General features: G+C 61.1%; 20 protein-coding genes, 4 tRNA genes and 1 pseudogene. 16 read left to right on the top strand and 9 right to left on the bottom strand.

The features are described from left to right. The first annotated feature begins 103 nt into the window (after positions 1-103). Positions 104-179: transfer RNA gene (locus FG13_RS10505), tRNA-Asn, on the top strand. 135 nt (positions 180-314) lie between these two features. Next, positions 315-390: transfer RNA gene (locus tag FG13_RS10500), tRNA-Asn, on the top strand. Between the two features lie 51 nt (positions 391-441). Here FG13_RS10500 and FG13_RS10495 read toward each other — a convergent pair. Then, positions 442-1,359 (bottom strand): alpha/beta fold hydrolase, encoded by a 918-nt coding sequence (locus tag FG13_RS10495; protein ID WP_268747012.1) that lies wholly within the window; start codon positions 1,357-1,359, stop codon positions 442-444. 197 nt (positions 1,360-1,556) lie between these two features. On the opposite strand from FG13_RS10495, the gene FG13_RS10490 reads away from it, so the two are divergent. Further along, entirely contained in the window at positions 1,557-1,883 is a 327-nt protein-coding gene (locus FG13_RS10490; RefSeq protein ID WP_035820671.1) for a Dabb family protein, read from the top strand. 73 nt (positions 1,884-1,956) lie between these two features. After that, positions 1,957-2,032 (top strand) — tRNA-Asn (locus tag FG13_RS10485). Between the two features lie 312 nt (positions 2,033-2,344). On the opposite strand, the gene FG13_RS29400 is transcribed toward FG13_RS10485, so the two are convergent. Then, positions 2,345-3,163 carry an HNH endonuclease gene (locus FG13_RS29400; protein ID WP_081922525.1) on the bottom strand — a complete coding sequence of 273 codons (819 nt, stop codon included), beginning with the start codon at positions 3,161-3,163 and terminating at the stop codon, positions 2,345-2,347. 274 nt (positions 3,164-3,437) lie between these two features. Beyond that, a pseudogene (locus tag FG13_RS10475) lies at positions 3,438-3,683 on the bottom strand (integrase core domain-containing protein); the annotation flags it as partial. A 652-nt stretch (positions 3,684-4,335) separates the two neighbouring features. Here FG13_RS10475 and FG13_RS29395 point away from each other — a divergent pair. Together FG13_RS29395 and FG13_RS10470 are read left to right on the top strand one after the other, a co-directional pair. Further along, on the top strand, positions 4,336-4,656 hold the full coding sequence (locus FG13_RS29395) for a hypothetical protein (RefSeq protein ID WP_200880267.1): 321 nt from the start codon (positions 4,336-4,338) through the stop codon (positions 4,654-4,656). A gap of 430 nt (positions 4,657-5,086) precedes the next feature. Then, positions 5,087-5,389 carry a hypothetical protein gene (locus FG13_RS10470; protein ID WP_035820664.1) on the top strand — a complete coding sequence of 101 codons (303 nt, stop codon included), beginning with the start codon at positions 5,087-5,089 and terminating at the stop codon, positions 5,387-5,389. Positions 5,390-5,392: 3 nt separating this feature from the next. On the opposite strand, the gene FG13_RS10465 is transcribed toward FG13_RS10470, so the two are convergent. The 3 genes from FG13_RS10465 to FG13_RS10455 are packed head-to-tail and all read right to left on the bottom strand — an operon-like array spanning position 5,393 to position 7,616. Further along, positions 5,393-6,409 carry a sulfotransferase family protein gene (locus FG13_RS10465; RefSeq protein ID WP_051958878.1) on the bottom strand — a complete coding sequence of 339 codons (1,017 nt, stop codon included), beginning with the start codon at positions 6,407-6,409 and terminating at the stop codon, positions 5,393-5,395. Further along, positions 6,406-7,143 (bottom strand): aspartyl/asparaginyl beta-hydroxylase domain-containing protein, encoded by a 738-nt coding sequence (locus tag FG13_RS10460; protein WP_035820662.1) that lies wholly within the window; start codon positions 7,141-7,143, stop codon positions 6,406-6,408. The genes FG13_RS10465 and FG13_RS10460 overlap by 4 nt, the downstream gene beginning before the upstream one ends. Further along, positions 7,128-7,616, bottom strand: coding sequence for a GNAT family N-acetyltransferase (locus FG13_RS10455; protein ID WP_035820660.1), 489 nt, complete (start codon positions 7,614-7,616; stop codon positions 7,128-7,130). Before FG13_RS10455 ends, FG13_RS10460 begins: the two co-directional genes overlap by 16 nt. Before the next feature lie 150 nt (positions 7,617-7,766). On the opposite strand from FG13_RS10455, the gene FG13_RS10450 reads away from it, so the two are divergent. The 6 genes from FG13_RS10450 to FG13_RS10425 all read left to right on the top strand — a co-directional run bounded on the left by FG13_RS10450 (position 7,767) and on the right by FG13_RS10425 (position 14,594). After that, entirely contained in the window at positions 7,767-8,783 is a 1,017-nt protein-coding gene (locus FG13_RS10450; RefSeq protein ID WP_152598733.1) for a hypothetical protein, read from the top strand. A 123-nt stretch (positions 8,784-8,906) separates the two neighbouring features. Further along, the gene (locus FG13_RS10445; RefSeq protein WP_035820658.1) at positions 8,907-9,566 is read left to right on the top strand and encodes a sugar dehydrogenase complex small subunit; all 660 of its coding nucleotides are present in this window, start codon (positions 8,907-8,909) and stop codon (positions 9,564-9,566) included. Next, the gene (locus FG13_RS10440) at positions 9,563-11,221 is read left to right on the top strand and encodes a GMC family oxidoreductase (protein ID WP_035820656.1); all 1,659 of its coding nucleotides are present in this window, start codon (positions 9,563-9,565) and stop codon (positions 11,219-11,221) included. The genes FG13_RS10445 and FG13_RS10440 overlap by 4 nt, the downstream gene beginning before the upstream one ends. Continuing rightward, a complete protein-coding gene (locus FG13_RS10435; RefSeq protein ID WP_327062292.1) occupies positions 11,218-12,678 on the top strand; it encodes a c-type cytochrome in 1,461 nt (486 codons plus the stop codon). The genes FG13_RS10440 and FG13_RS10435 overlap by 4 nt, the downstream gene beginning before the upstream one ends. A 140-nt stretch (positions 12,679-12,818) precedes the next feature. Further along, complete coding sequence (locus FG13_RS10430) at positions 12,819-13,220, top strand: GtrA family protein (RefSeq protein WP_035820654.1); 402 nt, start codon at positions 12,819-12,821, stop codon at positions 13,218-13,220. 75 nt (positions 13,221-13,295) lie between these two features. Next, positions 13,296-14,594 carry an NCS2 family permease gene (locus tag FG13_RS10425; protein ID WP_035820652.1) on the top strand — a complete coding sequence of 433 codons (1,299 nt, stop codon included), beginning with the start codon at positions 13,296-13,298 and terminating at the stop codon, positions 14,592-14,594. Between the two features lie 82 nt (positions 14,595-14,676). Here the strand turns inward: FG13_RS10425 and FG13_RS10420 are convergent, their stop codons facing one another. Further along, complete coding sequence (locus FG13_RS10420; RefSeq protein ID WP_051958875.1) at positions 14,677-15,384, bottom strand: GntR family transcriptional regulator; 708 nt, start codon at positions 15,382-15,384, stop codon at positions 14,677-14,679. Positions 15,385-15,653: 269 nt separating this feature from the next. Between FG13_RS10420 and FG13_RS10415 the strand changes: the two genes are divergently transcribed. After that, positions 15,654-15,729, top strand: a tRNA-Asn gene (locus FG13_RS10415). A gap of 120 nt (positions 15,730-15,849) precedes the next feature. On the opposite strand, the gene FG13_RS10410 is transcribed toward FG13_RS10415, so the two are convergent. Next, positions 15,850-16,233 (bottom strand): hypothetical protein, encoded by a 384-nt coding sequence (locus tag FG13_RS10410; protein WP_233516153.1) that lies wholly within the window; start codon positions 16,231-16,233, stop codon positions 15,850-15,852. Between the two features lie 337 nt (positions 16,234-16,570). Here FG13_RS10410 and FG13_RS10405 point away from each other — a divergent pair, with 337 nt between their 5' ends. Continuing rightward, a complete protein-coding gene (locus FG13_RS10405) occupies positions 16,571-17,365 on the top strand; it encodes an alpha/beta fold hydrolase (RefSeq protein WP_035820643.1) in 795 nt (264 codons plus the stop codon). Further along, positions 17,359-17,736 carry a VOC family protein gene (locus FG13_RS10400; RefSeq protein ID WP_035820641.1) on the top strand — a complete coding sequence of 126 codons (378 nt, stop codon included), beginning with the start codon at positions 17,359-17,361 and terminating at the stop codon, positions 17,734-17,736. The genes FG13_RS10405 and FG13_RS10400 overlap by 7 nt, the downstream gene beginning before the upstream one ends. 16 nt (positions 17,737-17,752) lie before the next feature. On the opposite strand, the gene FG13_RS10395 is transcribed toward FG13_RS10400, so the two are convergent. Beyond that, entirely contained in the window at positions 17,753-18,430 is a 678-nt protein-coding gene (locus FG13_RS10395; RefSeq protein WP_051958873.1) for a hypothetical protein, read from the bottom strand. A gap of 139 nt (positions 18,431-18,569) precedes the next feature. Here FG13_RS10395 and FG13_RS10390 point away from each other — a divergent pair, with 139 nt between their 5' ends. Then, positions 18,570-19,409: a M15 family metallopeptidase gene (locus FG13_RS10390; RefSeq protein ID WP_035820639.1), complete on the top strand. Its 840-nt coding sequence runs from the start codon at positions 18,570-18,572 to the stop codon at positions 19,407-19,409. Positions 19,410-19,506 lie beyond the last annotated feature (97 nt).

Here is a 19,506-nt window from a genome sequence, read left to right as displayed (position 1 = left end):
GTGCGGCGCTGATGGTGGTAGAAAGTCGGCGATGGCCGTGTTTGTGGCGATGCAGTATCAGTCTTGCAAATATGGAACAAGCGACATATAATATTGCCTCTTTTCCCTGATAGCTCAGTTGGTAGAGCGACGGACTGTTAATCCGCAGGTCCCTGGTTCGAGTCCAGGTCGGGGAGCCAGAATTCGAAAGGCCACGTTGAAAAACGTGGCCTTTTTTGTTTTTGCGGCGCCGGCGCATAGCTTGCCGCAAGATAAGATTTTCCCTATGGAAATCTGGACAGCGCCAGGTTTGGCCTATATAATACGGCCTCTTTTCCCTGATAGCTCAGTTGGTAGAGCGACGGACTGTTAATCCGCAGGTCCCTGGTTCGAGTCCAGGTCGGGGAGCCAGAACATGTAGTAGCAAAAAGCCCAGCCTTTACCGGTTGGGCTTTTTGCATTTCAGCGCGACGCGATTGGCGCGGGCAGGGTCCCGATGATCGATCGCTGGAATTTTTCCGGTTCATCCTGGTGTATCTGATGTCCCGACTGTTCAAATAAAAACAGCCCCTTCCTTGGCGCCTGCAACTGCTCAAAATAGTCTTGCGTGATGCGAGTGGAGGTCTGGATGTCGTTCTTGCCGACGAAGAAATACACGGGGCAGTCAACGCTCTGCAAGGTCTTGGGCAGATCAATGTTCATGACTTCGTTCCAGACTGGCGACCAGGTTTTCGACCATTGAAGAAAACCCGTCTTGAAGCCCTCGCTCGTCGCAAATTCCTTGCCATCCTTGTAAAAAAGCCATTTCCTTAGATAAAACATGCTTTCGTCACTGGTAAACGGGAAAGTGATGCTTCCCAGTTCCTGGCTGGCGACGGCATTGTCCTTGAAATGCACTTTCAAGGTTTTCAGTAATTCCTTTTCGCTGGCCAGCTGGCTGATGACGGGATTGACGGCGAAATACGCGTGCAGCAGTTCCGGATGCTGCTCGACGATATGAAAACCGAGCACATTGCCCCAGGAGCTGCCCAGCAAGTATATTTTTTCCTGCTTGAGCTCTTTTTGCAGAAACGTGATGACCTGGTAGGTGTCCTGTTCCATCTGCGCGACGGAAGGCTGGCTAGGCGACGGATTCAGTTTCAGGGTTTTTCCCGCATCGCGCTGATCCCATTGCACCAGCGTAAATCTGTTTTTCAGGATGGCGGTAAAGGCATCCGCATTCTTCATCATCGAACTTCCCGGCCCGCCCGATAAGAAGAGCAGAACAGGTTTTTTTGAGTCATCTGTTTTGATTTCCACAAACTGCTTGATGCCGCCGATGTCCGGTGTCAGCAGCGTGTCGATGGCAAGCGCTTGCGCTTTGCATGCGGAAAATGGCATCAAGGTGATGAATAGCACTGCCAGTAGCTTTGTCATAGTCTGAGATGGATGGTTGCCTGAGGTAGGGGGTGTCCATGAACGATATTATCCGAATAACATGTTACATATAGAAAATATGTGCGGTGTGGCGGGCCGCTGCCTGTGTGCTTTTTCGTTTTGCGCTATCCTGAATGCAACCCCATAGGAGAGCTGCCACCATGTCCTGTTCTATCCCGTTGCGCCATATCGTCCTGTGTGATTTTCTCGAGGACATCACACCGGCCAAGCATGCCGAGCTGGTCCATGAGTTTTCCCAGCTTAAACACCGTATTCCCGGCGTGCTGCAATTCGAATGGGGGCCGAACGTCAGCCCGGAAGGCCTCGATGACGGCTTTACCGATTGCTTTACCTTGACCTTCGATGGCGCCAGCGCGCGCGACGTGTACCTGGCCCATCCGGCCCACCTGGCCTTTGTCGATCTGCTCAAGCCATGGCTGGGACGGGTGCTGGTATTTGACTATCAGCCCAGGGAAAGTCCGGGCTGAGCGGCGCCGCGCATAAATTTTTTGGCGTAAATCTGGACAACTGAAAATTTGCCCTATAGAATGCGGCCTCTTTTCCCTGATAGCTCAGTTGGTAGAGCGACGGACTGTTAATCCGCAGGTCCCTGGTTCGAGTCCAGGTCGGGGAGCCAGAACAAGCAGCAGCACAAAGCCCAGCCTTCACGGTTGGGCTTTTTGCGTTTCCGGCTGGTTTATATGCGCATAGCGGTCCAAGGTGGGCCCGTTGGGCTGTTGGGATCACCTACACCCTAGGGCTGGCTTCCGTTGGCGCAGGGAGGCAGCCTACGGGCTCTTGATGTTGGCCTGGACACAGGGCAGCGCTACCGCACCGACGCAACAGGCTGGAGTGGGTGAGGCCTCAAGGCGGGGAGCTCGTCTATTTACGCATAGCGGCCTGGGGTGAAGCTGTTGGAGGAATGGGATGGCCTACCCTTTGGAATGACTCACGTGGCGCCGGGCGGCAGTTTGTACGAGTGTTGAAGGTGCTTTGCTTGAAAATCGCGATAACGTTCCTCCAAGGCTTCTTTGTTTGGCATTTTGGACAAAGGCTGTCGCAGCTCCTTTCCCTCTAGATTTTTATACTCTGAAGAAAGAAGGGCCGGTGCGAGCCGAACCCGTAGCCGGGCATCAACTGCGAGCAAGCCCAAATCAAATAAAGTATGAAGGTCTGCTCTTAGTAGCAAGCCATTTGTCACGCTGTAATTGGGCTTATTTGCATGAGGCTTAATATGGGCAGCTTCTAATATTTCGACAATCTTGCAACCAGAGATTGCACATGATTTGCTATATGCTACCAGCAGGGAGTCTCTAAATTTCTTTTGTCCGCGTCGAATCTTTATTGCGCGCTGCTGTAGTTCGTCGGGTGGTCCTGCCTCTTCGATTTCATGATCAGGATCAATAACAGAGCCTTTCGACCAGTCAAAGTTTTTAGGCTTGCGTGCGGCAAGGTCGGTTAGCAGCTTTTGAACATCGACGTTAAACGTTGTTGGGTTTACCTTGAATTCCTCTCTATTGGATAAGCCAGGCTCAAGAACTACAACGACGCGACTAACTTGCGCTTTGACAATGATGTAGCCGCCGGTAGCTACATCATTGAATCGGTACTCTGGCTTGTCGATATAACCCTGGTTATCTCCAGTGTAGTGAGGTCTAAGCTTATTCAAAACATGCTCAAACTGAGCCGCTGCTTTGGGATGTTCATCCAGCCATTTGCGGGTAAGGAGCTTGTCGTTGATGTTTTCGCTGCGTGCATTATAGGTCATGCTGAAAGAGCTCCATTTTCCGTAATTGCCATATTGTAACTCTGGAGTGTATACCCAACTTCAGTTCTCGAACTGTTAATCCACAGGTCCCTGGTTCGAGTTCAGGTCGGGGAGCCAGAATTTTTGTAATATCTAGAGCCCAGCCCTTGCTAGGTTGGGTTTTTTGCGTTTCAGGGCCCCGTTTGTTTGCGCAGAGCGGGCCATGGCGAGGCCGCTGCGTGAGAGGGATGGGGTGTAAAGTGGCCCCGTCAGTCAAGAAACTTTGCCGGCTAATTTAAGCTGTGCCCATTCCCTCCTCGTCAGCTGCTCGGCACTGCCCCGTACTGCTCTTTTCCTGCTGCGTCTCATCATCGTCGCCAAACCTGTCGACGATTAGTGCGCCGCCGCCAACCCCGGTGCTGTAGACATGGCTGGGCGTTTGATAGCCCAGCGCCTTGTGCGGGCACTCCGCGTTGTAGAGCGCGAAGTACTGCGCCAAACCCACCGTCAGCTCCGCCATGTTGGCGTACCCCTTCCGATATTGGTGTGAACAGATAACTTCAGTCAGCGAATTTCATAGTGTTAATTGAGTGAAAAATTGAGGAAGGAAACTTCGAGCATAACGCATATTATTAGTGTTGCTAATCAAAATACGCTCTTCTCAGCACTGCAATATCCAACAAGCAACGAATTCATCAGAGCCATGGGCTTGACTGGGAGCCGCAATGAAGAGATGCGAGCGCTTACAATTGCGGTATTTCGCGTTGCACAGAATAACTCTCAGCTGTCTACGCGGCCTATGAACATAAGTCTTTTACTTTCTTCTGGCGGACAGTACAAATGCCGTCAACCATTGGACTAGCAAAGGCCGGCTCGATCAGGTCACTGGCGGGTACGCCCTACGCCTACGGGACTCGCAGAATGTCAGAACACCTTGTTTGACCTTGCCGGTGCGTATAGCACTACAGAGGAAAAAGTTCGAGAATGGGTGGAGCGCTTGGTGACCGGTGGTCATGAAGCTATCCGGGTGGGTAATTTCCCCGCAAGCGCTTGGCCCTGACTACCTCCTCAATCATCTACGAATGAGGCACGTAACGAAAGAATAAAACCTTGGTCTGAGGAGTGTAGACTGGATTGTTTTTTGCAACCGCCAAGAATGCTGTTGAACGATGAATAGCCCACAGGAGACTTTGATGGAAGTAGATAAAAAACTTATAGCCGAATTTGATGAGGCAATGCATGGAATTTATCATCGCGCTTTATCAGATGCAGGCTATAAAGCATCCATATTTCTGAACATGTTGTTTGATCATGGTGGATTGGAAACCGCGAGGAGGCTTCTGCATTCGCCTAATATTTCTGATGGATATACCGCGTTGTGGGAGCGTAAAAGACTAGATTTGACGGTGGAGGCATTGATTTACGATACTCCAAAATGGCATCCATTGTTCTCCGTTGATGAGATAGCTATTTGCCGAAAACGATTACGACAATATGAGTACATAATGCGTTAGAGGTAGGAGAAGGATGTATCATTGCAATAATCACTATGCTTTTGCCCTCTCGGTCGCTGTTCGGTGTTTGGAAGCGGTAATGCTTTGATTTAATTCAACTTTTTGTGATGGCGACTCTGGTGGAACCATGCTGCCTCGGTATTGGGGCGGTTCTGGAGTGCGACAGTAGCAAGGGGGCAGAAATCCGTTACGTTTCTTCGACTTTCTACCCATAGGTTTCCCAGAGCCTCGTTCTATTAGTCCGCAGGTCCCTGGTTCGAGTCCAGGTCGGGGAGCCAGAACATCAGCAGTATCGAAAAGCCCAGCCTTCACGGTTGGGCTTTTTGCGTTGCGGCCATGGCGTGCGTGACATTTCACGCAGATTTGTCGAAAAGCATCTGCCATACTTGCAGAGTCTGTTTACTGCCTGTGGATGAAAAGAACCTTTCCTATGAAGAATCTCTGGACCCTGGTGCTGATGCTGGCCGCCGGCACGGCCTATGCGCCCCTTGCCGGCGGCCAGGGACGCCAGGCGCCAGCCGAAGCGAAGGTCAAACAGCAGATCATCGCCGAGTCGATTGCCGCCTATCCGGGCCGCTGCCCCTGTCCCTACAATGCCGCCAAAAATGGCAGCGCTTGCGGGGCGCGCAGCGCATGGAGCCGGAAGGGCGGTTACGCCCCTATTTGCTATGAACGCGAAATCAGCAACGAGATGGTGCGCAAGTGGCGCGAGGACAATGCCGCTGCGCTGTGAGTATTACCCTGTGCGCAATGTTTCCAGCGCCAGATAACTCGGTTGCACTTGCGCGGCGATGGCGGCCAGGCCGCTTGTCGTGGTCACTGGCGGATCGCCGTGGTAAGCCGTGCCGTATTTCGCATGCACGCCGCCGCGCGCGCGCATCGCTTGCAGCTGTGCCGGCGTGGCGGTGATGCCGAAGCGGGCCAATACATCGCTGAAGAGGATGTCGGGCAATTGCTTGTAGTGAATTAACTGCAGCTGGCCAGCGGCCGCATGGGGCAGGGCGGCGTCGAACAGGCTGGCCAGCACGAGGCCCGTATAGCCATCGAGTTCGCCGGGTTCCAGCTGGTGCGCGGGCAGCGGCAGCTGTGCCGGGTGCAGCATGCCGGGCACCATTTGCGGGCCGCGCTGGCGCTGGTGCGAGGCCAGCACGGCCAGCGGTTCGCGGTAGACGAACAGGCAGGGCGTGCCGGGAAACGCTTGCCGCAGCAAGTCCAGGCTGTGGATGTGCCAGCAGTCGAACTTGATGATGAAATGCGTCTCGTCCCCTGAGCGGCGCTGTCCCAGGGCCAGGATGGCCTGGCGCAGCAGGGCGATGCTGTCGTTGCCCGCCATGCCATCGTGATGCAGGCGCAGCAGCGAATCGATCACGGGCGGCTCGGACATGACGATGCATTGCGGCAGGGACGCCAGCAGCTGGCTCAGCAGGGTTGAGCCGCAGCGCGAGATGTGGAAGATGAAGGCGTCGGGTGCCAGGCCATCGCCCAGCGTGGCCACCGTGGCCAGCGCCGCCAGCGGCGTGCGGCAGACGCGGCGCTCCTCATGCGGCTGGCGCGCCAGGGTATTGACAAAGAAGGCGTCGCTGAAAGCCGTTTTCCCCAGGTCGCGCCAGCACATGGCAGCGTCCGCCAATGTTTCGCCGCGCTCCACGTACAGCGGATACCAGCCGCGCAAGTCCATGCCTTCGTGCCATGCCACCGACTTCCCCTTGGCCAGCCAGCGTTCCTGCTGCGCCAGGCCCGGCGCGGCGCTCATGGCGCGCTCCCGTCGGCCAGCGCGGCCAATTCGCTGGCCAGCGCCAGGCTGGCAGGTGAGGGCGATAGCCGCAGCTGGGCGATGACGGCCCGCACATTGCCGTCGTTGATGCTGGGGTCGCCATATTTCGGGGCCGCTTTCGGCACGAAGCCGGCCGAAGCGAACAGCGCTTCGAGCCAGACATTGGTGACGCAGTCGAGCACGAGGTGGATGCGCGGCGCCGCGCCCTGGTTGTACACCGCGTGCAGGCAGCTGGCGTCCATGTACCAGGCGTGGCCGGCCGCAAAGTGGACGATCTCGCCGTCGATGCGGAACAGCACTTGGGGCGAAGTATGGATGGGAATGTGGATGCGGACCAGGCCATCGGCCAGCGACGTGCCGGCGTCGCGGTGGGCGCGGATGACGGCGCCTGGCGCCAGAGCCATCAGGCGCACGGCGCGGATTTCGCAGGCGAAGCTGGCGAGCACTTCGCGCAGGCCGGGGCAGCGCGCCAGTTGCGGCGTGGCGGCATAGGCGGCGCCGTCGACGGGCATGATATCGCCGGCCTGGCCGCCTGCCGAGCGCAGCGGCACGCAGCTCCAGCCGTTTTCATAGGCGCCCGTATTGAAATGGCTTATCCACTCGCCGGTGGCGAACTGGTCGCTGTCGCGCTGCATGCGCGCCACGTCGAAGCGCAGCGGCAGTCGCAGCCAGGTGCTGGGCGGCTTCGGCGCCGGCACTATGGCGCACTCCATTCCAGCTGCTCCTGGACGTCGTTTTCGCCGCGCAATCGAAAGCCCAGCCGCTGGTACAGGGCGCGCGCTGCCGTGTTGCTTTTGTTGACGGCAAGGTGGATCCGGCATTGCTGCGCGCTCGCTTGCGCCTGCAGGCCGCGCAGCACGGCGCTGCCGGCACCCTGGCCCTGCGCGGCGGGCAGGATGGCGATGTCGACCAGGTGCAGCACCTGATTCTGGCGGTCGAGGATCAGACGGCCGATGGGCGTGTCGCCGTGCAGCAGCACCAGGTACACGGCGTGCGGATACGCCTGTCGGTAACCGTGGCTTTGCATGCGCTGCTGCATGGCGATCAGCTGTTCGATGACGGCGGGATCGGCCGGCATCTGGCGCAGGTCGTCGCGCGTGGAACTGTACAGCGCGGCGGCAAAGCCATCGTCGTCGTCGCGCTGGAGGCGCAACTGGTAGGGGGCGGAAAGCGGCAAGTCGTGCATCGGTGCTCCGGCAGGTGGTGGCAAATGCGCAGGCGTATATTTATTTGCTATGCTGCCAATTTTTCCGCGTACTTGCAATCATTTCAAGGAAGCCGCCATGCATTCTGTCTTTATCCTGCCTTATCCGTGGAGTGATGCGTGGAGTTGCGCGTGACTTCGGCGCGTACGGAACTGGCTGCCATCGCGGCCGCGCTGTGCGATCCGCGGCGTTCCCTGGCCAGCCTGGTCGGCGAAACGGTGCAGCTGCGCCAGCTCGTCGAGCGCCATTCGGGCCTGGCCATGGACCGGCAGGACGGCTTGCGCGATGGCGAGAGTTTTCTACCCAGCGGCTGGGCCATCTCGCCCGTGCAGGCGGGACTGTGCGCGCGCGAGCCCTACCGCAGCGCCGCCTTCATCCAGGGCCTGGCGCTGGCCGTGCGCGAGCGTCTGGCTGTGAGCGGTGGGCGGCCCGTGCGCGTGCTGTATGCGGGCTGCGGCCCGTTTGCCTTGCTGGCCTTGCCGGTGATGGCCGTGCTGGACGCCAGCGAAGTGCAGTTCGCCATCCTCGACGTGCATGCGGAAACCCTGGCGTATGCGCGCGAGCTGATCGCCGCCCTGGGCCTCGACAGCCACGTCGCCGAATACCTTTGCGCCGACGCGGCCGCCTATCAAATGCCTGCCGGCGCCATGCCGGACGTGATCGTCAGTGAAACCATGAATACGGCGCTGGGCAAGGAGCCGCAGGTGGCCATCCTGCGCAACCTGCACGCGCAAGCGCCTGCGGCGGCGCTGCTGCCGGCGGCCGTCACGGTGCACCTGGGCCTGGACCGGCGCAGCCCTGGCGAGCCGTGCACGGACTGGGGCCGCGTATTTATCCTTGATGTGGACGCCTTGCGCGCCTGGCAGGGTGAGCCGGGCGACACGCTGCCCGCCGCCAGCATCCGCCTGCCCGACGTGCTGGAAGGGGCGCCGCGCTTGCTCACGCGCATCCGCGTGCATGGCGACATCGTTCTGGGCGACCATGCGTGCAGCCTGAACCTGCCACTGGCTTTGCCGGGCAAGCCAAGTCTGGCTGGCGGCAGCGTGCTCGATTTTCAGTACCGCCTGGGCAGCCAGCCGGGACTGGTATTTTCCCTGCGCGAAACGCCCGCATTCACGCAGGCATTGCCCAAGCCAGACTTCCGGTAGTCATACTCCATCAGCAAATAATTCAGTTCTGTAGGATAATTATGGAACCGGTTCCATATATGCGCAAATGCAATGTGGCGCAATCATCGAAGTCAATAAAACAACAAGTCTTGCGGGAGTCTCATGAACCATCCAGGCACTGAACCATCTGCAACATCCGCTTCACCCCTTCCCCGTATCAGCCGCCGACACGCCCTGATCGGCCTGGCCGCCTTGCTGGCGCAGGCTGGTTTCTGGAGCAATCCCCTGTCGGCCGCCATGCAGGCGCCGGCCAGCGCGCCGGCGACGGGCCTGGCGTCCGCCACCATGCTGTTCTACACCTTGTCGCAAACCATCACGGGCCATCGCGATTTGTCCGCCGCGACGGCGGCGCGCATCGAGCAAGCCATGCGTACGAACGTGCCCGGCTTCGCCGAGCGCTTGCCGCAGCTGGGCGCGCTGCTCGTCACGGGCCAGGAAGCGAAAGCCCTGCTGGCGGCCGCCAGCGCCGCCGATGCCGGCCTGCGCGAACTGGCGCTGGCCATCGTTGCCGCCTGGTACACGGGCACCGTCGCCGGCAACGCGGCGCAGGGCACGAAGTCCATCGTTGTCGCCTACGCCGAGGCCTTGATGTACCGCACGGTGGCCGATGGCCAGGTCGTGCCGACCTATTGCAATTACGGCCCCCTGTGGTGGCTGAAGGCGCCGCCGGCCGTGCGCGTTTCCGCACCCGTGGAACCGAAACCCGTACCGGCCCCGGCCACCACCGGCACCCCCGAAACTAAAGGCAAGCAAGCAAAATGAAATCACCCCAATTCAAGAGTAATGGCGACGTCGTCGCCGATGTCATCATCGTCGGCACGGGCGTCGTCGGCGCCATGATGGCCGACCAGCTGGCCGCGCAGGGTCACTCCGTGATCATGCTGGAAGCGGGTTTGCGCATCGAGCGCGGCCAGGCCGTGGAAAACTGGCGCAACATGCCGTTCGAAAACCGCGTCGGTTCCGACTTCCAGGGCCTGTATCCCCAGGCGGAAAACGCGCCCGCACCCTTGTATTTCCCGAAGAATAACTACGTGGAAGTATCCGGTCCCAACGGCAGCAGTTTCCAGCAGGGCTATCTGCGCACGGTGGGCGGCACGACCTGGCACTGGGCCGCGTCGTGCTGGCGCCATTTGCCGTCCGATATGCGCATGAAGAGCGATTACGGGGTAGGGCGCGACTGGTCCATTTCCTACGATGAGCTGGAACCGTACTATTGCCGCGCCGAGCAGGAAATGGGCGTGGCCGGCCCCAATGATCCCGCCCTGCAATCGCCGAGCGAACGCAGCGCCCCGTATCCGATGGACATGGTGCCCTGGGGTTATGGCGACAAACGCTTCGCCGAAGTGGTCAACCCGCACGGCTACCGCTCCGTGCCGATTCCGCAAGGCCGTTCGACGCGTCCGTGGCAGGGCCGCCCTACCTGCTGCGGCAATAACAATTGCCAGCCGATTTGCCCCATCGGCGCCATGTACAACGGCATCCACCACGTGGAACGGGCCGAGCTGAAGGGCGCCGGCGTGCTGGCCGAGGCCGTCGTCTACCGCATCGACACGGACCACAACAACAGAGTCACCGCCGTGCACTGGTATGACGCCAAGAAACAGTCGCACATGGCGACCGGCAAGGCTTTCGTGATTGCCTGCAACGGCATCGAAACACCGCGTTTGCTGCTGTTGGCGGCCAATCAGAACAATCCGAACGGCATCGCCAACAGTTCGGATCAGGTGGGCCGCAACATGATGGACCACTCGGGTTTCCACTGTACTTTCCTCGCCAATGAGCCGATCTGGACGGGCCGTGGCCCGGCGCAAAGCAGCTGCTTGGTGGGACCGCGCGACGGCGCTTTCCGCGCGCAGTATTCGGCCAACAAGATGATCCTGAATAACATCACGCGTGTCGGACCGGCGACGCAGCAATCGTTGAAGCTGGGCCTGGTGGGCAAGGATCTCGATGATGAAATCCGCCGCCGCGCCGCGTTTGGCGTGGACTTGTCGATCAGCCTGGAGCCGCTGCCCGAAGCGCATAACCGCCTGACCCTGAGCAAGACGCGCAAGGATCCGTTGGGCCTGTCCTGTCCCGACATTTACTACGACGTGGGCGATTATGTGCGCGATGGCGCGAAGGCCGCGCATGCGCAGCTCAAGCACATCGGCAAGCTGTTCGGCGCCGTGGAATTCCACATCACCGACAGCCTGAACGCGAATAACCACATCATGGGCGGCGTCATCATGGGTTCGAATCGCCTTGACTCCGTGGTCGACGGCAATTGCCGCGCCCACGATCATGCCAACCTGTGGCTGCCCGGCGGCGGCGCCATGCCGTCGGCCAGCGTCGTCAACACCACCCTCAGCATGGCCGCGCTCGGTTTGCGCGCGGCAGACGACATCGCCCGCACCCTGGCAAGGGAGGCCGCATGATGCGCCGCCTCTTGCTGACGCTGACCCTGGCGGCCGGCTTGCCGCTGGCCGCGCACGCTGTGCCATCTGTTCCGCCCGTCACCCTGACGCCGGACCGCCCGGCCGCGCCCGTGGCCGCCAAGCCCGATGCGCGTCTGGAGCGGGGCCGCTACCTGGCCATCGCCGCCGACTGCATGGCGTGCCATACGGCAGCGGGCGGCAAGCCGTATGCGGGCGGCTACGCCATCGACTCGCCGCTGGGCACGATCTACGCGACGAATATCACGCCATCGAAAACAGGCGGTATCGGCCATTACACGGAAGCCGACTTTGCGCGCGCCTTGCGCGAAGGCGTGCGCGCCGATGGCAGCCACCTGTATCCGGCCATGCCTTACACCAGCTATGCGCAGCTGACGGATGCGGACGTGGGCGACCTGTATTACTACTTCATGCAGGCCGTCAAGCCTGTCGATGCGCCGGCGCGCCAGACGGCGTTGCCGTTCCCGTTCAATGTGCGCCTGTCCATGCTGGGCTGGAACACCTTGTTCCTCGACAATAAGCGCTTCGTGCCGGACGCGGCGAAGAGCGCGCAGATCAACCGGGGCGCTTATTTGGCCGAAGGCCTGGCGCACTGCAGCGCCTGCCACACGCCGCGCAACGCGCTGATGGCGGAAATCGGGAGCAAGACCCTGGCCGGTGCCTCGCTCGGTTCCTGGCATGCGCCGAACATCACGTCCGACAAGGTCAGCGGTATCGGCGCCTGGACGGATGCGGAACTCACGGCTTACCTGAAGACGGGCCACGTGGAAGGCAAGGGGCAGGCGGCGGGCGGCATGGCCGAAGCCATCCAGAACAGCCTGCAGTTCCTGCGCGATGACGACGTGGCCGCCATCGTGGCCTGGCTGCGCACGGTACCGCCCGTGCGCGCGCCGGGCCAGACGAAGGCTGCCTTCAGCCATGGCAGCGCCGCCAGCGAAGAACCGCTGCTGCGGGGCATGGCCAGTTCCACCGAGCATCATTCACTGAACAGCGGTGCCGTGCTGTTTTCCGGCTATTGCGCCAGCTGCCATTCGGCCAGCGGCGCCGGCAGCACGGGCCAGGCGTATCCGGCCCTGTTCAAGAACACGGCGACGGGCGGCAGCACGCCGGCCAACCTGGTGTCGGCCATCCTGTTTGGCGTCGAGCGCAAGATCGAAGGGGAGGAGCACGAAGCGTTTATGCCCCGTTTCGACCAGCGTTCCTACGTGCAACCCTTGACGGACGAGCAGATCGCTTCGATTGCCAATTATGTGCTGAAACAGTATGGCAACCCGGATGTGTCCGTCACGCCCGCGTATGTGGCGCAGGCGCGCAGCGGCGGCGAGAAACCCGTGCTGGCACGTGCTCAGCCGTTCATGCTGCCGGGCGGCATCGTGGGCATCTTGCTGCTGATCGCGCTGTTTGTGTGGCTGCGCCGGCGCCGCCAGCGCAGAGGATGAACGCTGAAACGGCGGCGAATATGAACGTTGGGCGCAACTTGCAGTAAAATGCAGGCTGAAAAATGGTTACGAGCAATCGTAGCCATTTTTTATTCTGGCACTATCCTGGCGAGTGTGTTCGCCTTATTTTAAAATTGACAATGTCCCATTCCCTGCATCACCAATTTTTACGTTTCGCCGCCGTCGGCGCTTCCGGCACGGCCGTGCAATACAGCGTGCTGTGGGGCGGCGTGGAATGGGCCGGCATCAGCGCCGCCGCCGCGTCCGGCATCGGCTACATCCTCGGTTCCGTCGTCAACTACCTCCTCAATTACTTTTTCACGTTTAAAAGCGACAAGGGCCATGGCGAGGCGGCAAGTAAATATTTCACCTTGCTGGGCATCGGCTGGTGCATCAATACAGGCCTGATGTGGCTGCTGGTACACCAGTTGGGCTGGTATTACTGGCTGGCGCAGGTGTTGGCGACGGGCATCGGGCTGGTCTGGAATTTCGCGGGCAGCCGCTGGTGGGCCTTCAAGCCGGCCGGCGCACCGACCAAATAACTGGTTATTGCAAGAAAAAAAGATGCGTCTTGGCCAAGACCAGGCGCGCGGTTTTACCAATACAAGGGGTTAATCATGCAGTTCCTGGAACGCTATTTCAAACTGAAGGACAACGGAACCAATGTGCGCACGGAGCTGCTGGCTGGCCTGACCACGTTCCTGACGATGGCCTACATCATCTTCGTCAACCCGTCCATCCTCGGCGACGCGGGCATGCCGAAAGACTCCGTTTTCGTTGCCACCTGCCTGGCGGCCGCCATCGGCACCCTGATCATGGGCCTGTACGCGAACTACCCGATCGCGCTGGCGCCGGGGATGGGCTTGAATGCGTACTTTTCGTACACGGTGGTCAAGGGCATGGGCATGAGTTGGGAAGTGGCGCTGGGCGCCGTCTTCATTTCCGGCTGCCTGTTCATCCTGGTGAGCCTGTTCAAGGTGCGCGAGATGATCATCAACAGCATTCCGCCCGCGCTGCGCACGGCCATCACGGTCGGTATCGGCCTGTTCCTGGCGATCATTTCGCTGAAAAGCGCCGGTATCGTGGTGTCGAACCCGGCCACCATCATCGCCCTGGGTGACTTGCACCAGGCGGCGCCCATCCTGGCCATTCTCGGCTTTTTCATCATCGTCGCGCTGGACCGCCTGAAAGTGCCGGGCGCCATCCTGATCGGCATTCTCACCATCACGATTGCCAGCTTCTTCTTCGGCGGCAACCAGTTCAACGGCATCGTCTCGGCGCCGCCGGCCATCGAACCGACCCTGTTCAAGCTCGACATCATGGGCGCGCTGTCGATCGGCATCGTCAACGTCGTGCTGGTGTTTTTCCTGGTCGAACTGTTTGACGCGACGGGCACCCTGATGGGCGTGGCCAACCGCGCGGGCTTGCTGAAAGACGGCAAGATGGAGCGCATGAACAAGGCCTTGCTGGCTGACAGCACGGCGATTGCCGCCGGCGCCTGCCTGGGCACGTCGAGCACCACGGCCTTCGTCGAAAGCGCGGCCGGCGTGCAAGCGGGCGGACGCACGGGCTTGACGGCCGTGGCCGTCGCGCTGCTGTTCCTGGGCAGCCTGTTCTTCGCCCCGCTGGCACACACGGTGCCGCCGTACGCGACGGCGCCCGCGCTGCTGTACGTGGCCTGCCTGATGCTGCGCGAACTGACCTTCATCGACTGGGATGACAGCACGGAAAGCATTCCCGCCGCCATCACGGCCTTGATGATGCCGTTTACCTATTCCGTGGCCAGCGGCGTCGCGTTCGGTTTCATCACCTATGCTGTCTTGAAGCTGTTGACGGGCAAGGGCAAGCAGGTATCCGTGGTGGCTTACATCATCGCCGCCATCTTCCTGTTCAAGTTTATTTACCTGGGTGAGTAGCGTGGGCGAATAGCGCGTTTGCCGCCGCATGCGACAAGGCCGCCCGTGCATCCACACCGGCGGCCTTTTTTGATGGCGCCGCCTACATCAGCAGCGCCGCCACCAGGTCTTTCTTGGCGTCGCCGGCGCTGCCGTCGAAGCGCAAGGCCGCTTCTACATGCGACAGATGTTCGACCATCAGGCGCGCGGCAAGATCCGCGTCGCCGCTGCGCGCCGCCTCGAGAAAGCGGCCATGCTCGTCGCACGAGCAGGCGGCAGCATGGCCGGACTGGTACAGCATGGTGATGAGCGAGCTGCGGCCCACCAGTTCGCGCACGATGTCGCGCAGCACGGCGTTGCCGGCGATATCGGCCAGCAAGACGTGGAAGTCGCCCAGCAGTTGCGAGCGCAGCGGCGTCGCTTGCGCCAGCGCCAGGCGTTCCGCTTTCAGGTGGCGCTCCAGCATCCTGTAGTCGGCAGCTTTGGCCCGCGCGACGAACTCGCGTGCCAGGGCCGCTTCGATGATGCGCCGCGCGGCAAAGATGTCGCGCGCCTCCGCCTCGGTCGGCTGGCTGACGAAGGCGCCCTTGTCGGGCACCATGCGTATGAGTTTGTCCTTCGAGAGTATGAGCAGGGCGGCGCGGATCTTGGTGCGGCTGACGCCGTACAGCCGGCACAGCGCCTCTTCGCGCAGCCGCGTGCCAGGCGGCAATTGGCGCGCCACGATGGCGGCCGCCATATGCTCGGCAATTTCCGCCGAGCTATCGCCGCTGCCGGCTTTGTCCACCAAGGTTGCGCTTGATTCTGTCATGTCGGGTGAGAGCAGTAAGCCAGGGGCAAGGTGACCTTGCAAGCGCATGTCCGCGCGGCGGCGTGGTTGACGCCTCGCTGCCGGCATGCCGTTATGCGCCTTGCATATCAGCAAGGCCTGGCTATTCTACTATCTTGCGTGGCGCCGCGCAGACGGCCCCTGCCACATTGCGAGGCTCGCCCGCTGGCGGCCTGTTTTGCTGGCCATGCAGCAACCATGCAGCAACAACTGGACACGAGAAATTTTGACGTATATAATTCGGCCTCCTTTCCCTGATAGCTCAGTTGGTAGAGCGACGGACTGTTAATCCGCAGGTCCCTGGTTCGAGTCCAGGTCGGGGAGCCAGAACAAGCAGCAGCAAAGGGCCACGTGGCAACACGTGGCCCTTTTGTCATGCGCGCACGGTTTCTCATTCACGCCAGTCATCGCTTCAGTGCGTCAGCGACGTGCGCAGTGTTTCCCGGATCAGGGATCGACAAACACGTCGAAACGCACCTTGAGCGGGCTGCCCCACGAGATATCCACCCAGGCACGGAAGCCGCCGTTATAGGGCGCGATGTTGTACACGGCCATGCGGGCGGCGCCGATGAAACGGTCCTGGGGCGTCGCGGCATACTCGCTGATGTTGAGCAGCACGCGCGAGTTGGCTTTCACGTTGGCGTTGGCGAAGTTGACCGAAGGATTCACGCCATTGGCCGTCCACGTGTAGTAGGTGGTGAAGGCGGCGGCGCTCAGGTTCAGGTCCTGTGCGGCCGCGCCTTTCGCGGCTTGGCCGTCCTGCTCCAGAGGCAGATCGGTGGTTTCCGGCGCCAGGTTGCTGCCGGTGCGATGTTCTACTTTCATTTCCATGATGTACTCCTGATCGATAGTTTGGACGCCGCGCCTGTCGTCGTGCGGCAAGACGCCCTATCTGTTGCCGTGACGGCCAGTGTCACGTCCTGGCTGATAAGGTAGCCGCCTGCTCCATGCTGTTGGAGTAATTCATTCTAGGCGTACACAGGGGCCGAATGCGCGCGGCGCCACCGGAAAAACGGCGCTTGCTTGTGCTGGCGCAAACACCTTGCAGGCAGGCGGCAGGATCTTTTCTCGCAGGCTATTTTTATGGGGCGCCACGCATGCCGCGCAGGACAATGGCACAATAGGCCCAGCCGACCTGTCGATGCGGAACCCGTTGCGAGCCTAGCCCATGCCGATACTGAACCTGAGTGCCGAAACCGATATCTATTACGAATTGATCGAAGGCGACCCCGCCAAGCCCTGCCTGGTATTCCTGCACGAGGGACTCGGTTGCTGTGCGATGTGGAAAGATTTCCCCGCGCTGCTATGCCAGGCGACAGGGTGCCGCGGCTTGCTGTATGACCGTCATGGCTATGGGCAGTCGTCGCCGCTGGCGGCGCGGCGCCAGCTCCACTACTTGCACGACTATGCGCTGTGTGAGCTGCCGCAGGTGCTGGCCGCACTGTTGCCGGGACAGGATCATTTTCTCGTCGGCCACTCGGACGGCGGCAGCATCGCCCTGATTTATGCGGCGCAGCAGCAGCCGCGTTTGCGCGGCATCATCACCGAAGCGGCGCACGTGTTTGTCGAGGACATCACGCTTGACGGCATCCGCGTGGCGGACGCGGCGTTTGGCGCGGGCAAGTTGCGCGCGCTGGCGAAATACCATGGCGACAAGACGGAAACCATCTTCAAGGCCTGGTCGGATACATGGCTCAGCTATGGCTTCCAGTTCTGGAATATCGAGTATCTGTTGCCCTCCGTCGAATGCCCGGCGCTGGTGCTGCAGGGCAGCGAGGACCAGTACGGCAGCGCGGCCCAGGTCGACACGATCGTGGCGCAGGCGCTTAACGCCGTGCCCGCCATGGTCGAGCAATGCGGCCATACGCCGCACCAGGAGCAGCCGCAGGCATTGCTGGCGCTGATGGAAGGTTTTTTGCAAGGCCGCATGGACGCGGCCACTCACCCGAGAAATATATGCTAGACCACCTCGATCACCTCGTATTGACCACCCGCGACAAGCCGGCCTGCATCGATTTCTATACGCGCGTGCTGGGCATGCAACTGGAAACGTTTGGTGCCGGCCGTCATGCCTTCAAGTTTGGCGCGCAAAAAATCAATCTGCATGAAGCCGGCAAGGAATTCCTGCCCAAGGCGGACGTGCCCACGCCCGGCTCGCTGGATCTGTGCTTCATCGCCGCCGTGCCGCTCGACGTGTTCATCGCCCACCTGGCGGCGCTGGGCATTGCCATCGAGGAAGGACCGGTGGCCCGCACGGGCGCCAATTGGCCCATCCGCTCTGTCTATCTGCGCGACCCGGACCGCAACCTGATCGAAGTGTCCGAGCGCGCCTGAGGTTCGTCAATGCTCATCAATGGCAGGCGGGATCGCTGTCCCAGCGGCCCGAGCAGATGCGCGAGCGGCACAGCATGCCTTCGATCAGGCCCAGCTGCTGACAGCGTTGCAACAGTTCTGCCGTTTCTTCTTCCTGCCTGCGCAGCACCACGTCGCGCACGGGCGTCGTCGTGCCTTCTTGCCGTTGCGCATGGGCCACCATCGCCGTCAGCAGGGTGACGTCGCTGTCGCCGGGCGCGGCAGCCGGCCTTGTCCCCTGTGGTCGCGCGGCCGCCTGGCGCACGGGCGGCGGCGCTTTGCGCGGCGCGCTCGCGGCGGCCACCTCGGGCAAGGACGATGCCGCCGTATTGACGATGGTGGCCGCCTGTGCCGGGTGTTGCAGCACCGTTGGCGCCGGCATTGCGGGCGCAGCCATGGCGATGGCGGGTGCCGGCGGCCGGGGCCGGGGCAGGGGCTGAACCTCCGTATCGTAGGCGAGTACGGCCGAGACCAGCACCGCCAGGCACAGCGCGCCAGCGGCCCAGTGCCGCCAGCCGGGGCGCCAGCGCAGGGCCGGCATGGATGCGGGCGCGGCGATGCCATGTTCGAGCTGCGACAGGATGCCCTTGCCTTCGATGCGCGCACCAGCGGCGCCGGCTTTGCTCAGCAGGTTGGGACCGCGCGCCTGGCCATCCCCGGTTTTCAGTAAAGACAAAATATCACCTCCGCAGTGGATCAAATTCGACTGACCTTGATGTAAACCGCGCTCATGCGGGCCGCGGACGCCTACGATCTAGCGATACCGCCGAGCAATGGATTGCCCGGTCCCGCCGATTCCCGTCACGGAGCGCCCCATGTTCGTCGCCCTGGTCCTGATGTATTTCCTGTTGGCCTGTTTTGCCTGCTGGCTGCTGCTGTTTCCCGGCGGCCGCGCCATCGTGCTGCACACGCTCGTCAACCTGGGCTGGCGCGTGCAGCGGCGCGCGCAGCATTTGAAGGGCGGCAGCGGCGCGCAGTGGCAGCGCGTGCAACGGCACACGGGCTCGGGCATGGCGCGCGCCTGGCAGCTGCTGTGGCGGCATCGCTGGTTGAGTCTGGCCGGCAGCGTGCTGGTCATCGTGCCGCCGCTGCTGGCCTGGCTGTCCAGCGACCGCATCGCCCTGCGCGGCTATGCCGATCAGCAACACGTCATCAACGACCAGGTCAGCGACCTGCTGAAAGGCGAGCAGCTGGTGCCGCCGCCAACCCTGCCGCCGCTGCTGTTTTCCACGGCGGAAGTAACGCAGCTGCGTCCGCTGTTGGGCGGCGCCAGCCGCAACTGGCAATTGCTCGACCACGATTTCGCGCAGCGTTTGCTGCTGGTCTTCAAGATCATGAAAGACGTGCATGGTTATGACATGGTCTTGCTGGAAGGCTATCGCAGCCCCGCGCGCCAGGATCAACTGGCGGCGGCTGGCCCGAACGTGACGAACGCGAAGGCGTTTCAAAGCTATCACCAGTATGGCCTGGCGGCCGATTGCGCATTCATGCATGAAGGAAAGCTCATCATTTCTGAAAAAAATGCCTGGGCCATGCGCGGTTACCGTTTATATGGCGTGACGGCCGAATCGGTGGGCCTGCGCTGGGGCGGACGCTGGACCATGATGGATTTTGGCCACACGGAATTGCCGCAACCGCGCGTGCTGGGCAAGTAAGCCGCGCCAGCCATTCTAGCGCCGCGCGGCGGCTAGATTTTCACCGCTGCAAGCTTGCTTGCGCAGCGTCAAGGGCACACCGGCGCTTGCCGTGCGC

Origin of the sequence: Janthinobacterium sp. RA13, from assembly GCF_000745325.1 — a bacterium.
Classification (GTDB): domain Bacteria; phylum Pseudomonadota; class Gammaproteobacteria; order Burkholderiales; family Burkholderiaceae_D; genus Janthinobacterium; species Janthinobacterium rivuli.
This window is presented reverse-complemented; position numbering and strand designations above follow the sequence as displayed.

What these genes read in the sequence shown, in the direction of transcription:
- FG13_RS10495 (WP_268747012.1), bottom strand. Translation starts at nt 1,359, where the DNA reads ATGCCATTTTCCGCATGCAAAGCGCAAGCGCTTGCCATCGACACGCTG.
- FG13_RS10490 (WP_035820671.1), top strand. Translation starts at nt 1,557, where the DNA reads ATGTCCTGTTCTATCCCGTTGCGCCATATCGTCCTGTGTGATTTTCTC.
- FG13_RS29400 (WP_081922525.1), bottom strand. Translation starts at nt 3,163, where the DNA reads ATGACCTATAATGCACGCAGCGAAAACATCAACGACAAGCTCCTTACC.
- FG13_RS29395 (WP_200880267.1), top strand. Translation starts at nt 4,336, where the DNA reads ATGGAAGTAGATAAAAAACTTATAGCCGAATTTGATGAGGCAATGCAT.
- FG13_RS10470 (WP_035820664.1), top strand. Translation starts at nt 5,087, where the DNA reads ATGAAGAATCTCTGGACCCTGGTGCTGATGCTGGCCGCCGGCACGGCC.
- FG13_RS10465 (WP_051958878.1), bottom strand. Translation starts at nt 6,409, where the DNA reads ATGAGCGCCGCGCCGGGCCTGGCGCAGCAGGAACGCTGGCTGGCCAAG.
- FG13_RS10460 (WP_035820662.1), bottom strand. Translation starts at nt 7,143, where the DNA reads ATGGAGTGCGCCATAGTGCCGGCGCCGAAGCCGCCCAGCACCTGGCTG.
- FG13_RS10455 (WP_035820660.1), bottom strand. Translation starts at nt 7,616, where the DNA reads ATGCACGACTTGCCGCTTTCCGCCCCCTACCAGTTGCGCCTCCAGCGC.
- FG13_RS10445 (WP_035820658.1), top strand. Translation starts at nt 8,907, where the DNA reads ATGAACCATCCAGGCACTGAACCATCTGCAACATCCGCTTCACCCCTT.
- FG13_RS10440 (WP_035820656.1), top strand. Translation starts at nt 9,563, where the DNA reads ATGAAATCACCCCAATTCAAGAGTAATGGCGACGTCGTCGCCGATGTC.
- FG13_RS10435 (WP_327062292.1), top strand. Translation starts at nt 11,218, where the DNA reads ATGATGCGCCGCCTCTTGCTGACGCTGACCCTGGCGGCCGGCTTGCCG.
- FG13_RS10430 (WP_035820654.1), top strand. Translation starts at nt 12,819, where the DNA reads ATGTCCCATTCCCTGCATCACCAATTTTTACGTTTCGCCGCCGTCGGC.
- FG13_RS10425 (WP_035820652.1), top strand. Translation starts at nt 13,296, where the DNA reads ATGCAGTTCCTGGAACGCTATTTCAAACTGAAGGACAACGGAACCAAT.
- FG13_RS10420 (WP_051958875.1), bottom strand. Translation starts at nt 15,384, where the DNA reads ATGACAGAATCAAGCGCAACCTTGGTGGACAAAGCCGGCAGCGGCGAT.
- FG13_RS10410 (WP_233516153.1), bottom strand. Translation starts at nt 16,233, where the DNA reads ATGGAAATGAAAGTAGAACATCGCACCGGCAGCAACCTGGCGCCGGAA.
- FG13_RS10405 (WP_035820643.1), top strand. Translation starts at nt 16,571, where the DNA reads ATGCCGATACTGAACCTGAGTGCCGAAACCGATATCTATTACGAATTG.
- FG13_RS10400 (WP_035820641.1), top strand. Translation starts at nt 17,359, where the DNA reads ATGCTAGACCACCTCGATCACCTCGTATTGACCACCCGCGACAAGCCG.
- FG13_RS10390 (WP_035820639.1), top strand. Translation starts at nt 18,570, where the DNA reads ATGTTCGTCGCCCTGGTCCTGATGTATTTCCTGTTGGCCTGTTTTGCC.